Origin of the sequence: Mangrovibacter plantisponsor (genome assembly GCF_003182475.1) — a bacterium.
GTDB classification, from domain to species: Bacteria; Pseudomonadota; Gammaproteobacteria; order Enterobacterales; family Enterobacteriaceae; genus Mangrovibacter; species Mangrovibacter plantisponsor.
In genome coordinates this window covers 375,015-388,469 of the sequence record NZ_QGTS01000002.1, presented here as the reverse complement: position 1 = coordinate 388,469, position 13,455 = coordinate 375,015, and the positions used below count along the sequence as shown (strand labels likewise).

The following is a 13,455-nucleotide window of genomic DNA, read 5'->3' as shown; positions in this document are numbered from 1 at the left end:
TCACCCAATAAAAACCAGGAAAATCAATTCATTGATTTTCGGCTGCTAACTAAAAAGAAGGGAAAACCACGCTTTTCCCTTCTTTTTCATCAATCTCAACCCGCCAGAAGGCGGGTTATATTTACCAGGCCTGAAGCTACTCAACACTAACGTAACCGCAACCCGTTTTCACGGAACAGCAGCAGGCTGGGCTGTGACAACGCCAGGCTCATCTCCTGGCGCGTTTCAACATTGTCCCCGTCACGCAGCTCAACCACCAGCATCTCTTCCCGGCCAATATCCAGGTAGACATAATTGGTGTGCCCCAGTTTTTCCACCCAGGAAACCGGTGCGGTGAATTGCGCGGTTCCTTCACCCTTGCAGATGATGTGTTCCGGGCGCACGCCCAGCCACAGTGTCTCCCCTTCTTCCACCGCTTCAGCCACCGGGCACACCAGGTTCTCCAGCGCCAAATCTGCCACCCGCAGTTGCACTTCACCCGGTTTTGTCGCGGTAACCGTGGCAGGCAACACATTGATTTTAGGCGAGCCAATAAACCCGGCGACAAACAGGTTATCGGGGTTGTGGTAAATCTCCAGCGGTGCGCCAGTCTGTTCAATTTTCCCCTGGCGCAGAACCACAATGCGGTCTGCCAGGGTCATTGCTTCCAGCTGGTCGTGGGTGACATAAATCATGGTATTACCGAGCGCTTCATGCAGCCGGGCAATCTCAATGCGCATTTTCAGGCGCAACTCTGCATCCAGGTTGGAAAGCGGCTCATCAAACAAGAAGATAGATGGCTCGCGAATAATCGCCCGGCCAATGGCCACACGCTGGCGCTGGCCGCCAGACAGTGCGCGCGGCAGGCGCCCCAGGTATTCTGTCAGGTGCAGTTTTGCCGCCACCTCGTCCACTTTGCGGTTAATCTCCGCTTTCGGCCGTTTCGCCATTTCCAGTGGATAGGCCAGATTATCCCGCACCGACATATTGGGGTAGAGCGCATAAGACTGAAACACCATGGCGATGCCCCGCTCAGAGGCCGACTGGCGCGTCATATCTGCACCAGAAATCAGTAGTTGCCCTTCCGTTATTTCTTCCAGCCCGGCTATCATGCGCAGCAATGTGGACTTTCCGCACCCCGACGGGCCAACAAACACCACAAACTCACCACTGTTAATGGTGAGATCCAGCCCCGGGATAACAGTCACCTGATCCCAGCGTTTTGTCACATTCTTCAGTTCCAGACTGGCCATTTCCGCTCCCCTTACAACACCTGACCCATATAAATGGCATTGCGGCGGAAAATATGCCGGAAGCCCATTTTTTCATAAAACGCGCACACACCTTCGTTTTGCAGGCTGACGCCCAGGTGCACGCCGGGCACGCCCGCATCGCGCAGTGCAGCCAGTTGCCGGGTTACCAGCCGCCGCCCCCAGCCGCCCTGCTGTGCAACTGGCAGCAGGTTAATATGCAGGTGTGCAGGCCAGCGGCCTGTCAGCTCTTCACTGGCATTACCCGGAGCCCGGATCTGCCCCAGCACTTTCATATCCAGTGGTGCTTCACTGGTGCGCTGTGCATAGCGCTCCTGCAACACTGGCCACCAGCTCTGCGCCAGGCGGGCTTCAAACGCTGCGGTATCTGGTGTGGCAACCACGTACCCCACCACTTCACCAGACATCTCCAGAACAAACGCGAAATCAGGCTCAAATTCCGCATAAGGCAGGACATACAGCAAACCGGGGTAATCGCCATCGCTGTATAAATCAGTGGCATCTTTCCCGGCATTGGCTGTTTCAAGGCAAATACGGCTTAACGCTGCGCGGTCTTCGGCACGCGCCGGACGAATAACATCGGTGGATTCAGGCATCATGAAGCGCTCGCTGGTTATTGGCGGATTATGCCAGGGTAATTAAATCGTACTTTTTTTTCAAGATAGAATAATTACCTCCATGGTTATTTTAGCCCGTAGAACATATCGCCAGAATTGCCAGTAAGAGTTTCCCCTTATATTTAGCACTCAACAACCATGCAGGGAACATTGATTTTGCTCACATTATTTTCTACGCTCTAATTTTTCTGGCTTGTTTTGGCATAACTCATAGGAAATTATTATGTTATCTCATTGACTGTAAAGGATATTATTTTTCACAACAGAATCACCTTACAATACAAAAAATACCCAGCCATATTACTGGCGTTACTCTATTACAGCAGTTTTATATGCTAACCACCTGCTCCGGCATTAGTTTTTCTGTGACCAGGATAACGTTATTTTCCTGTTAAAAATGCCGTTTGACTTTATTTTTTATATAAAGTAAGTGTAGTACATGATGCAATTTACAGCATCGTGTCACGCTGCGCACGGGAAGTGCCAAAAGCAATAATGCACGGAGGCGGGCCTTGTTTGGTGTCCAGAAGAGGTTTGATTCATGCGTCATTCACATCAGGTTCGTTTTACCCGCAAGACACGTATCGCTTTACTCGCGGCACTCACCTGTAGCGTGTTAACCGCACCATTACATGCACAAACACTGACTATCAGTGCCTGGGATATCTATAATTACCCGGAACAAAGCGCGGTGATTAATAAAGCCATTAAAGATTTCACCGCCGCCAACCCGGGTATTCAAATCAACCGATCCATTCACGCCTTTGAAGACACCCGCATTCCACTCAAGCTGGCACTCTCTTCTGGCGATGGCCCCCAGGTGGCCCAGGTCAACCAGGGTGGCGGTGATATGGGCGCCCTGGTCAAAGAAAAATTACTGGTCCCTATGGACGGTTACGCCGCCACATACCAGTGGACCACCCGCTTTCCGGATTCCATCCTCAAACGCAACCGCTGGTCTGAAAAGCAGGACTTCGGCAGTGGTCATTTGTATGGCGTAGCAAGCCTGGGTGAAATGGTCGGCCTGTATTACAACAAAGCATTGCTGGATAAAGCCGGTATCCCGGTGCCGAAAACCATGGAAGAGTTCGAACAGGCACTGGCGAAGCTCAAGCAACAGGGCACTGCCGGGCTGATGCTGGGGTTGCTGGATGGTAACGCCGGGCAGCAAATGCTCAGTACGTTATGGGAAGACCAGATTGACAGCAGCGAGCGCAAAACCCTCGATAACCTGATTTATGATGTGGGAGGCAGCTTTAAAGACGCGAAACTGGAAAAAGCCGCGCAGTTAATGCAGAAGTGGAACCACGACGGTTATTTCTTCCCGGGTTTCCAGGGCATTGGTCACGATGATGCCGCAACCCTGTTCCAGAATGGCCAGTCTGCATTTTTTATCAGCGGCACCTGGTACATGGGCCAGTTTAAAGCCAATAAAGACATTCATTTTGCTGCACTGCCTGCATTCCCTGGTGTGAAAAAACCGCTGATGGTTGGCGGCACTGACCTGCCATTCTCCATTACCAGCACCGCGAAAACCAAAGCCCAGCAGGATGCCGCCGCAAAATATATTAACTACATTGTTTCCGACAAAGTGGCAAATGACTGGCTGCAGGCCGGGTTCCTGCCCGCGTCTTCTTCTGCTTCCGCCACGTTACCCAAAGACAACCCGTTGTTGAGCGATGTCTATAAAGTGTGGGTGACAGTGAACCAGAATGACGCGCTGGGCCACTACCTGGACTGGGCAACACCTACCATGCTCACCACCCTCAACCAGAATGTACAGCTACTGATGGCCGATAAAATCACGCCACAGCAACTGGCTGAAAATGCAGATAAGGATTACCAAAAATACCTGAGTTCCTTAAAACACTAACAGCACGAGGTGTGGAAACAGCATCATGCTCAATCGTTCACGTTTACGTAATGCACTGTATCTTTTGCCTGCGATGTTGGTGTACAGCATTTTCCTGCTGTTCCCGCTAATGGCTTCACTGGGTATAGCTTTCACCGAATGGGACGGCAGTACCCGCCCACTGTTTATTGGCCTTGGCAATTTTGTGCAGATCTTCCGCGACCACGAATTCTGGACTGCGGTAGGTAACAATGTGGTATTGATGCTGTTCTACACAGTTCTGCCAGTGGGCCTTGGGCTGGCACTGTGCAGTTTTTTGAGCGAACTGCGCCGCCCGCGCGAACTGACTGTGCTGCGTTGCCTGTTTTTCCTGCCGTACATTATGCCCATGGCCGTTCTGGGTGTGGTGTGGCGCTGGTTGTATAACCCGGCCTTCGGGCCGATTAACCAGTTTCTGCGTGCCATTGGCCTGCCAAACCTGGCGCTGGCCTGGCTGGGTGATTTCACCTGGGCACTGCCCGCTACCGGGATGGTCGCCGTATGGTACTTTTTCGGTTTTTGCCTGATCTTGTTTATGTCTGGTATTCAGCGCATGGACCCGTCGATTACCGAAGCCGCCGCACTGGATGGTTCGTCCCGCTGGCAAAAATTCCGCCGGATTACGCTGCCGGGGTTGCGCCCGGAAATTAAAATAGCGCTGATCCTCACTGTTATCGCCAGCCTGAAAGCCTTTGACCTGGTGTATGTAATGACCCAGGGCGGGCCGGGAACCTCGACACTGGTCACCAATATGTATATGTACCAGCAGGGGTTCGACCTGCGCCACTTTGGCTATGCCTCCGCCGTCGCCATTGTCAGCCTGTTTATTGTTTTTGCCATTAATGGCGCGTTGCACTTTGCCATACGGGAGCCAAAATCATGATAAACCGCACGCCCCTGCTCTCCCGGGCATTGTTGTGGTGCCTGGCGTTAATTACCATCGCCCCGTTTTTAATGGCGTTTCTCACTTCATTTAAAACCCAAATGGAACTGTTCCAGGGCGTATTTGCCCTGCCCCACACGTTCAGCCTGGCCAATTACCTGTCGGCCTGGGAAGACGGCCATTTCCGGGTCTATTTTATGAACTCAGTGCTGGTGGTGTTCCCGGTGGTGATACTCAGCATCCTGCTGGGGATTTTATCGGGATTTGGCTTTGCTTTTTTGCGGGTACCGGGCAAAACCCTGTTCGCCCTGTTGATGGCGCTGGGTATGGTATTGCCCTCTGAGTCATTTATTATTCCCCTGTACCATGAACTGCGCTGGATGGGGCTGACCAACACTTATCTTGCGCTGATCCTGCCGCAAGTGGCGTTGTCAATTCCGTTCACCACACTGATGGTCGCCACCGCTCTGCAACAAGTCCCGAAAGAGTTAATTGAAGCAGCGGTAATGGACAACACCCCGCGCTGGCGTTTGCTGTGGAAAATTCTGGTACCGGCCATTTGGCCCACCCTTTCTACGCTGGCACTGCTATTGTTTATCTGGACCTGGAACGAATTTTTAATTCCGCTCATTTTGGTTAATCAGGAAGATTTACGGACCCTGCCGATTGGGATGATGTTTTTCCAGAACAAGAACACCATTAACATTCCGGTACTGATGGCAGGTGCAATGATTGTTATTCTGCCGTTAGTGGCTGTGTTTCTGGTGTTCCAGCGCAAATTCATTAGCGGCGTAACACAAGGCGCGGTGAAATAAATGCAACTGACTTTAACGCTCCCCAAAGGCCACCCGGCCAGTTCCCCGGTAACCGGGATAATTCAGCAGGCCATAGATGAAGTAAACAACGCTGGCGGCGGAACACTGGTGCTCCCTCCGGGGCAGTATTTAACCGGCGCACTGGTTCTGCCTTCAAATTTCTGCCTGCATTTTGAGCCCGGTGCGGCACTGGTTGCCAGCAGCCAGTATGAAGATTACCTGGCGGGTGAAACCCTGAGTGTAGCCGAGCAATCCAACCGGGCGCTGATCTACGCCCGTAACCAGCACAACATCAGCCTGACTGGCCAGGGCCGCATTGATGGTAACGCCGATGCCTGGTTCTCTGCCACCAAAGACGCCATGGGCTACCGTATGCCTGCACAGGAGCGGCCACGCATTATTGTGTTTGAAGGCTGTAATAATGTGCGCCTGCAAAGTGTGCGGGTACATAACGCGCCGATGTGGACTGTTCACCTGGTTGCCTGTGAACAGGTATTTATCAGCCAGGTGGTTGTTGATAACGATATGACCATGGCGAATACCGATGCGCTGGATATTGACAGTTGCCGCTATGTGCATATCAGCGACAGCCATTTCAGTGCCGCCGATGATGGCATTTGCCTGAAAACCACTCGTAAACCTGCCCCACTGGCTGGCCCCACCCAACATGTCACGATTAGCGGTTGTACTCTGCGCTCCGCGAGCAGTGCATTCAAAATTGGCACGGAAACCGTTGATGATATTGAAGATATTGTTATGACCGGGTGCACCATCTACGACAGCAACCGTGGCATCGGGATTATCAGCCGTGATGGTGGAGCACTGCGCCGCCTGCGGTTCAGCGATATCACGTTTAACTGCCATCACGCTAACCCCTGCCACTGGGGGCGCGCAGACCCGGTGTTTATCTCCTGCCGCACGCGTGACCCGAAAGTGCCCCCCGGCACCATCAGCCAGGTCAGTTTTAATGGGATAAGTGGCACTGCTGAGGGGGCCATTAACCTGCACAGCGAGCACCCCGGAGGCATTGCCTGGGTACGGCTCAGCCAGGTTCAGCTTTGCCAGGTGGCATGTGGCGACCCGCAACAAGGCAGCTATGATATTCGCCCGCCCTGCAACCCCGAACGCCCTACAGGCACCGGGCTGGACAACGCATTTTTGATTAACCCGGCAAGCGGTGAGCCATGGGGTGTGGAACGTTACCCAGGCGGGATGCCGGCAATTTACGCCACTGGCGTGTTGCACCTGGCGCTGGATAACCTGTCCATTGAACGGCCTCACCCGCTCCCGGCTGGTTGGCACCCGCAGGCGGTTATACAATCATAGCCCTTCAGATAAATGCGAATAAGTATCATTTATTTTACTAAGCTAAAACACGAATGATACACTTGCTCCCTTCTGCGGCAGGCCAATGCCTGCCGCCAGTAACTGACAGGTGAGCATGAAAACGCAGCAACCGCTACCCCCGCAGCAACTGTTCTCCGTGGCGCATTTTCTCGACTTTGGCGCACGCTACAGTATTGATTACCACTTCCCGGGTCTTGGCATAACACCCGCGGCAAACTCTGCCCGCACCGTGATGCGCGGCTATGTGGATGAGCTCACCCTGCCATCGGGGATTCTTGCCACTTGCTCTGATTTACAGGTGATTGAACCCTGGCACTCCACGTCACTGGGGTGTGCACCGTTGTATATTTTGGTAGTGCTTGAAGGGAACGTGCAGCTAAACCTGAATGGCAAAGCCTGGCGAGTCCAGGCGGGTATGGCACTGGCGACCCACCTTGGGGAACAGCAAGTGTTGCGTGCCTGCCACCAAAGCGATGAGCGACTGGTGACTGTTTCACTGGCACTGCCAGCGGCAGGCGCTGCCGTCCACCCGGCAGTTGCCGCGCATGTATCCGCCTGGCAGCAACTGGGGCCACTCACTACCGCCTGGCCGGTAGCCAGTTATGTTCTGGGCGGGTTACGCCAGGCACTGCTGCACACCACCACGCCACTGGCCCGCCAGCTCACCCTGGAAGGCGCTTTGCTGCAGTTACTGGGCCAGCAAATGCATGAAAATGCCACCAACAACGCAAACCTGCGTGGCGAACGCCTGCGGCTGGAACAGGTGCGTATGATACTGGAAACCGCCCCGGAACAGCCCCATACGCTGGAGGCCCTGGCGCGCACAGCCGCCATGAGCACAGCCAGCCTGCGCAGTAAATTCCGCCAGGCTTATGGCGACTCGGTGTTTAATTACCTGCGCGACTGCCGACTGGCCCTTGCCCGGCGCTATCTTCTGGAAGGCGACAGTGTTCAGGAAGCCGCCTGGAAAGCTGGCTATGCCCATGCCACCAATTTTGCGACCGCCTTCCGGCGGCGTTACGGTATTGCCCCCAGTGATGTTCACCCGGTGCAGTAAGGCCAGGTTTTAGCATTGCGCATACACAGTCTGTCACCCGGCATAGCCCGTTCGGGCCATATAACCGTAATAATAATCACTTTCATTAAATAATAATTCAAGACAGGTTCAGATACATGGCAAGGTCAGGGGCATTCTCCTTTTCTTTACTGGCAGGCAGTATTGCCGCCAGTTTTTTCCCCGGCGCACAGGCTGCCACCACAGCGGCAGGTTCCCAGGAAAGCACCATAGTTGTCAGTGCCACAAATAGTGAGAGTAGTAACAGCGTGGCACCTTACACCAACAGCGCCACCAAATCCGCACTACCGGAAAACCGCACACCACAAACCATAGATACCATCAGCCACAGTGAAATGGCACAGCGCCACCCGCAGTCGCTCAATGAAGTGCTGCGCTATGCCGCCGGGGTTTCAACCGAAATGCGCGGTGCCACCACGTATATGAGCGAATATAAAATCCGTGGTTTTAATGCAGAGCATGAATACCTCGACGGGTTGCAACTGCCCTATAACGTGAGTGGCAACACCAAAGCGAATATCGACCCTATTCTTATGGAGCAGGTTCAGATCCTTAAAGGGCCATCTTCGGTGTTATATGGCAATGCTTCTCCCGGCGGGCTGGTGAATATTCAGAGCAAAATGCCCGAGAAAACACCTCACAACGAAATTGGCTTTAATACTGGCAACCGGAATTTAAAAGAAGGCTGGCTGGATTCCACCGGGCAAATTGCCAACAGCGACTGGGCATACCGGTTAATTGGCAAAGCCAGCGAAGGCGATGACCAGGCCCGCACCACCAAACACGAAAGCTACCTGATTGCGCCTTCTGCCACCTGGCAGCCTTCCGACCAGACCCGGCTAACTATTCAGGCGCTCTACCAGAACCAGCCCAGCCTGACTCCATCTAACCCGTTACCACTGGCTTACCTGCGCAGTGGCTATGCCTCGCGCCGGGATTTCGCGGGCGACCACTGGAATGGGTTTAAACAACGGGAAGGCATGCTGGGTTACACCTTTGAACACCAGTTTGATAACGGCTGGGGTGTGGTACAAAAAGCGCGTTATTTCAATGTGGATACCCACCAGCGCAGTATTTACTCTACCGGAGTTGGGGCCAGCAATACTCAGCTTTCCCGCTTTGGTTACACCACCGATGAAGACCTGGACAGCATCAATGTGGACAACCAGGTGAGCAAAACAGCCAACTGGGGCGACTGGCAGCACCACCTGTTAGCCGGGTTCGACTACCAGCACCTGAATTCCCATATGAAATACCGCTATGGCACAGTGTACCCGGGCATCGACATGCAACACCCGGATTACAGCCAGGTGACCAGTGACAACCTGGGGCTGTACACCGCCACGAAGCAACGCCTGAGTTATTACCAACAGGGCTGGTATTTACAGGACCAGGTAGTATTCGGCGGGCTGAACCTGGTCGCCAGCATTCGCTACGACAACTATCACTCCACCACTACCAATAATCTGGATAACGACAGCAAAAGCTGGGTGAGCCAGCAGCGTGTCACCAAACGCCTGGGCGCGCTGTACCAGTTCGACAATGGCATTGCGCCTTACGTCAGTTACTCCGAAGGGTTTTTGCCGGTTTCACCGCAGGGAACACTTACCGCACAGCAAGTTAAACCCACCACCAGCGAGCAACTGGAAGGCGGTGTGAAGTACCAGATAGCAGACTATGCCACCACACTGACCGCGTCTGTTTTCCGTATCCGGCAAAAAAACGTAGTGACTACCGACAACACCTACACTGCCGATTACCAGTTGAATTACTGGCAAACCGGGGAGATAACGTCGAAAGGGGTTGAATTAAGCGCTATCAGCCGCCCAACAGATAACATCAACCTGGTGGCAAATTACGCCTGGACCGACGCAGAAAACACCAAAGATGCGCTCTACCAGGGAAAACGCCCGACACAAGTGCCTGAGCATGCCGCCAACCTGTGGGCCGATTACCACTTCAGCTCCGGTAGCCTGAGCGGGTTAATGATTGGTGCCGGTGCGCGTTATACCGGTAAAACTGAAATCACCCCGGATAACAGCCTCCCGGCGCGGGGTGGCAATACACAGTACGATATGGCAGTAAGTTACGATATGGGGGTTATCAGCCCGTCTCTGGCGGGGCTGACGCTGAAAGCCAGCGGCCAGAACCTGACTAATAAACTCACCTGGACTTGTTATGACGCCAACTACTGCTGGATTGGGCGGGACCGCACCTGGCAGGTAGGTGCCAGCTACCAGTTCTGACAGCAAATAAAACGGGCCCGGCGCACAGTAAATGCACCCGGCCCGTTAATCATTATGCGGGGAATTACTGCCCGGACCAGGCGCGCAGGTTATTTTCGCGTACCTGCAATTTTTGCTCTGGTGTCAGTTTAAAATAACCCGGCGCCATGCCACTTTCCCAGTCGCCATACAACGGGTTCGGCAACACAATCAGCTCAGTGCCAAAGCGGGCATGGTTATCACTGACAAACTGGCGGCGAGCCGCGTTGTCTTTGTGGTATGTCGCCGCCCCAAAGTCATTGAGGTTGTCGCCAACATATAACACCACATGGTAGCCACTGGCTTTCACGCTGTCGAAGCGTGCCTGTTTATTCGAGCTGTCTGTTTTCAGCAACAGGGTTTTGTCATTAACGCCCGGGAAGCCCAGCGCTTCCATATTGGCTTTGGTCGCCGCGCTGTCTTTGGCATCACGGTTGGAAATATAGAACATCGTACCGCCATGGCTGTTCACGTAGCGGGCAAACTGTACCGCGCCAGGTACGGCCACTGCCTGTTTTGCCTGAGTCCACTCCGCCCAGGTTTTATCACTAAAAGGCTGCCCGTGTTTGGCCTGCCACGCACTGTATGCGCTGTTGTCCAGCATGGTTTCATCCAGGTCGACAATGACTGCCCGGCGGCCATGCACTTTATGGGCCGAGGCATCAAACGCCAGGCGCGCACTGTTAAAAGCCTGCCACGCCAGCGCCTGGTATTCACCAGACTGCTGGAACCAGTTCACCGCCAGCACAGACTGCCCGGCCAGTTGTTGCTGAGCGGTTTGTTGAATGGCTTGTTGTGACTGGGTTGACTGCTGTTGAGCACCTTGCTGTGGTGCGGCACACCCGGCTAAAGCCAGAATGATGGCCGCGCCAATACCCTGCAAAATCGGTTTTTTCATGGGGCTACCTTTATCCTTATTTTCGCCACGAGAAAGCACGTTTAGGTTATGGAAACACAGTTCAAAACTGTGCGCAGTTAACGTTAGCAATCTGTGCCAGGAAAACCAGTATGTTGTGCAGAAAATCCTGAAAAATCAGTAAGCATTTGTTCCAGAATGGCGGCAAACAGCACAACACCCATGGCAGTTTCCTGACACGGGTGTTGCGGGTTTACCAGAAAAGAGAGGTTACTTCGTGAGTTCCGCCCGGGCTTCAGCCAGTTCTGCCTGTGCCTCGGCCAGTTTGCGCTGGCGCTTGTTTATTTTATCTTGCTGGCCGGAAGCCTGTGCTTCCTGTAGCTCATGGGTTCGCACTTGTACTTCGCGTTCTTTTTGCTGTACTTTCGCCTGGCGTTTTTTCAGCAGGCCTTCGTCTGTACAGTGGTCTTTCACACTTTGCAGCGCTTCTTCAAGGCCCCTTGCCCGCCCGGCATTCCCCTGCTCCCTGGCATGCACTAATTGCTGTTCAATTTCGTGCTGCTTCGCGGCACAGCCGGTAAGTTGGCTGGTTGTGGCCTGCGCCAGCCCAGGGGCTGCAAGAGCAGGAACGGCCAGCATCATTGCGGCTACCCACGCGGTGGTTTTGTTACTCATTCTAAGCTCCTTATCGTTATTGCTTTACCGGCCAGTCATTGGCGACGGTTTACTGATTTTGTTCCGCAGGCTGCTGTTCAACCGCCTGCTTTGGTGGCCTGGGGTATTTCCACAGCCATTTGCCACTCGCCATACGCCAGTAGAAGCAGGCAGCGCGCACAGCCCAGTCGAAGAACATCCCCAACCAGACCCCGACCACACCAAACCCGAGCACAACGCCCAGCACGTAGCCCACCACAACCCTGGCGCCCCACATGCTGAACATAGAAATCCACATCGCAAAACGGGCATCGCGCGCCCCTTTCAGGCCCGCAGGCAACACCCAGGACGCCGCCCAGACTGGCATAAACAAGGCATTCAGCCAGAGCAGTATTTTCACCACATCTTTTACATCCTGCTCATGGGTGTAGAACGATGCCAGTAACCCGGCAAACGGCGCACTGCCCCAGGCAATAATGGTCAGCCCGAATGTCGCCAGCCAGAACACATGGCGCAACTGGCGCTCTGCCTGCCCTATCTGGCCTTTACCCAGCCGTTTACCAACAATAATGGTGGAAGCAGAGCCCAGGGCGTTACCTGGCAGGTTGATAATCCCGGCAATAGAAAACGCAATAAAGTTACCGGCAATGACATCCGTGCCCATCCCGGCGACAAAGACCTGAGTTAGCAACTTGCCGCCATTAAACAGGACAGACTCGATACTGGCCGGAATACCAATCCCCAGCACTTCCACCAGAATGCCAAAATTAAGTGGTTTGAAATAACTCTTCAGGCGAATACGAATGGCCGGAGTGAACCCCACCATCAGCACCCAAATAATGGCGAAGGCACCAATATAACGGGAAATACTCAGCCCCAGCCCGGCACCAATAAAGCCCAAACCATGCCAGGAGAAACAGCCGTAAATCAGTAAACTACTGATAATAATATTGAGGATATTCATACCGCCATTGATCAACAGCGGTATTTTGGTATTGCCTGCCCCACGCAATGCGCCACTGCCTATCAGGGCGATTGCCGCAGCCGGGTAACTCCAGGCGGTGAGTTGCAAATAGGTAAGCGCAAGTGCTTTCACCGAAGGAGCGGCTTCACCGGCAATCACATTAATAATGTGCTCGCCCATAAAGTGAATGACCACTGCCATCAGCACCGCAATAATGGTCATTAACACTAATGACTGGCGCGCTGCAGCCCGTGCACGCTTCCTGTCGCGTTTCCCCAGGCTGAAGGCCACCACCACCGTAGTACCGAGATCAACCGCAGCAAAAAACGCCAGAATAACCATGTTAAAGCTGTCTGCCAGGCCCACGCCTGCCATCGCTTCTTTACCCAGCCAACTAACCAGGAATGTGCTCAGCACACCCATCATCAGTACGCAGGTGTTTTCAATCAAAATGGGGATAGCAAGCGGCGTAACTTCCCGCCAAAACAAAACGCGATAACTCTTACGATTACGGTACCAGTGTGTTGCCACCACGCGCTGGTGCATTGCGGAAAGTACTTTCAAATTGGACTCACAAACAGAATGTTGAAACCCAGTTTTAAATGATGAGGGAGTATTCGTATTCCTGCAAAGGATTTTCGGGGTTATTTGTCTGATAATCCAGCGAGCTGCTGAGATAATCGCCACTTGGCGTGGATTTGGCGATTTAGGTTTGACAATTGTTTTTTCGCCGCTATGATTGCCTCCACACGATTCCTCTGTAGTTCAGTCGGTAGAACGGCGGACTGTTAATCCGTATGTCACTGGTTCGAGTCCAGTCAGAGGAGCCAAATTTGAAA

At 53.5% G+C, this 13,455-nt stretch carries 11 protein-coding genes and 1 tRNA gene; 7 read left to right on the top strand and 5 right to left on the bottom strand.

Going from position 1 to position 13,455, the window contains the following annotated elements; translation table 11 throughout:
• Positions 1 to 146: 146 nt before the first annotated feature.
• The gene (locus tag DES37_RS04435) at positions 147 to 1,232 is read right to left on the bottom strand and encodes an ABC transporter ATP-binding protein (protein WP_110024986.1); all 1,086 of its coding nucleotides are present in this window, start codon (positions 1,230 to 1,232) and stop codon (positions 147 to 149) included.
• An 11-nt stretch (positions 1,233 to 1,243) separates the two neighbouring features.
• The gene (locus DES37_RS04430) at positions 1,244 to 1,849 is read right to left on the bottom strand and encodes a GNAT family N-acetyltransferase (RefSeq protein WP_036112306.1); all 606 of its coding nucleotides are present in this window, start codon (positions 1,847 to 1,849) and stop codon (positions 1,244 to 1,246) included.
• A gap of 559 nt (positions 1,850 to 2,408) precedes the next feature.
• Here DES37_RS04430 and DES37_RS04425 point away from each other — a divergent pair.
• From DES37_RS04425 to DES37_RS04400, 6 genes are all read left to right on the top strand, one after another.
• Entirely contained in the window at positions 2,409 to 3,740 is a 1,332-nt protein-coding gene (locus DES37_RS04425) for an extracellular solute-binding protein (protein WP_110024985.1), read from the top strand.
• Between the two features lie 25 nt (positions 3,741 to 3,765).
• Positions 3,766 to 4,641, top strand: a complete 876-nt coding sequence (locus DES37_RS04420) for a carbohydrate ABC transporter permease (protein ID WP_036112309.1) — start codon at positions 3,766 to 3,768, stop codon at positions 4,639 to 4,641.
• Positions 4,638 to 5,456 (top strand): carbohydrate ABC transporter permease, encoded by an 819-nt coding sequence (locus DES37_RS04415; protein ID WP_036112312.1) that lies wholly within the window; start codon positions 4,638 to 4,640, stop codon positions 5,454 to 5,456. The genes DES37_RS04420 and DES37_RS04415 overlap by 4 nt, the downstream gene beginning before the upstream one ends.
• Positions 5,457 to 5,462: 6 nt before the next feature.
• Positions 5,463 to 6,782 (top strand): glycoside hydrolase family 28 protein, encoded by a 1,320-nt coding sequence (locus DES37_RS04410; RefSeq protein ID WP_425451685.1) that lies wholly within the window; start codon positions 5,463 to 5,465, stop codon positions 6,780 to 6,782.
• Between the two features lie 115 nt (positions 6,783 to 6,897).
• Positions 6,898 to 7,860 carry a helix-turn-helix transcriptional regulator gene (locus DES37_RS04405; protein ID WP_110024983.1) on the top strand — a complete coding sequence of 321 codons (963 nt, stop codon included), beginning with the start codon at positions 6,898 to 6,900 and terminating at the stop codon, positions 7,858 to 7,860.
• Between the two features lie 116 nt (positions 7,861 to 7,976).
• Complete coding sequence (locus DES37_RS04400) at positions 7,977 to 10,124, top strand: TonB-dependent siderophore receptor (protein ID WP_110024982.1); 2,148 nt, start codon at positions 7,977 to 7,979, stop codon at positions 10,122 to 10,124.
• Positions 10,125 to 10,188: 64 nt separating this feature from the next.
• On the opposite strand, the gene DES37_RS04395 is transcribed toward DES37_RS04400, so the two are convergent.
• The 3 genes from DES37_RS04395 to DES37_RS04385 form a co-directional block, all read right to left on the bottom strand.
• Positions 10,189 to 11,040, bottom strand: coding sequence for a 5'-nucleotidase, lipoprotein e(P4) family (locus DES37_RS04395; protein ID WP_110024981.1), 852 nt, complete (start codon positions 11,038 to 11,040; stop codon positions 10,189 to 10,191).
• Positions 11,041 to 11,268: 228 nt separating this feature from the next.
• Entirely contained in the window at positions 11,269 to 11,673 is a 405-nt protein-coding gene (locus DES37_RS04390) for a DUF1090 domain-containing protein (protein WP_211320536.1), read from the bottom strand.
• Between the two features lie 49 nt (positions 11,674 to 11,722).
• Positions 11,723 to 13,162 (bottom strand): EmmdR/YeeO family multidrug/toxin efflux MATE transporter, encoded by a 1,440-nt coding sequence (locus DES37_RS04385; RefSeq protein WP_110025066.1) that lies wholly within the window; start codon positions 13,160 to 13,162, stop codon positions 11,723 to 11,725.
• A 208-nt stretch (positions 13,163 to 13,370) separates the two neighbouring features.
• On the opposite strand from DES37_RS04385, the gene DES37_RS04380 reads away from it, so the two are divergent.
• A tRNA-Asn gene (locus tag DES37_RS04380) sits at positions 13,371 to 13,446 on the top strand.
• The last annotated feature ends 9 nt before the right edge of the window (positions 13,447 to 13,455 follow it).

Excerpts from the sequence above, each read along its gene's own strand:
- DES37_RS04395 (WP_110024981.1), bottom strand. The coding sequence starts at position 11,040 with ATGAAAAAACCGATTTTGCAGGGTATTGGCGCGGCCATCATTCTGGCT.
- DES37_RS04420 (WP_036112309.1), top strand. The coding sequence starts at position 3,766 with ATGCTCAATCGTTCACGTTTACGTAATGCACTGTATCTTTTGCCTGCG.
- DES37_RS04430 (WP_036112306.1), bottom strand. The coding sequence starts at position 1,849 with ATGATGCCTGAATCCACCGATGTTATTCGTCCGGCGCGTGCCGAAGAC.
- DES37_RS04425 (WP_110024985.1), top strand. The coding sequence starts at position 2,409 with ATGCGTCATTCACATCAGGTTCGTTTTACCCGCAAGACACGTATCGCT.
- DES37_RS04435 (WP_110024986.1), bottom strand. The coding sequence starts at position 1,232 with ATGGCCAGTCTGGAACTGAAGAATGTGACAAAACGCTGGGATCAGGTG.
- DES37_RS04415 (WP_036112312.1), top strand. The coding sequence starts at position 4,638 with ATGATAAACCGCACGCCCCTGCTCTCCCGGGCATTGTTGTGGTGCCTG.
- DES37_RS04390 (WP_211320536.1), bottom strand. The coding sequence starts at position 11,673 with ATGAGTAACAAAACCACCGCGTGGGTAGCCGCAATGATGCTGGCCGTT.
- DES37_RS04400 (WP_110024982.1), top strand. The coding sequence starts at position 7,977 with ATGGCAAGGTCAGGGGCATTCTCCTTTTCTTTACTGGCAGGCAGTATT.
- DES37_RS04385 (WP_110025066.1), bottom strand. The coding sequence starts at position 13,162 with ATGCACCAGCGCGTGGTGGCAACACACTGGTACCGTAATCGTAAGAGT.
- DES37_RS04405 (WP_110024983.1), top strand. The coding sequence starts at position 6,898 with ATGAAAACGCAGCAACCGCTACCCCCGCAGCAACTGTTCTCCGTGGCG.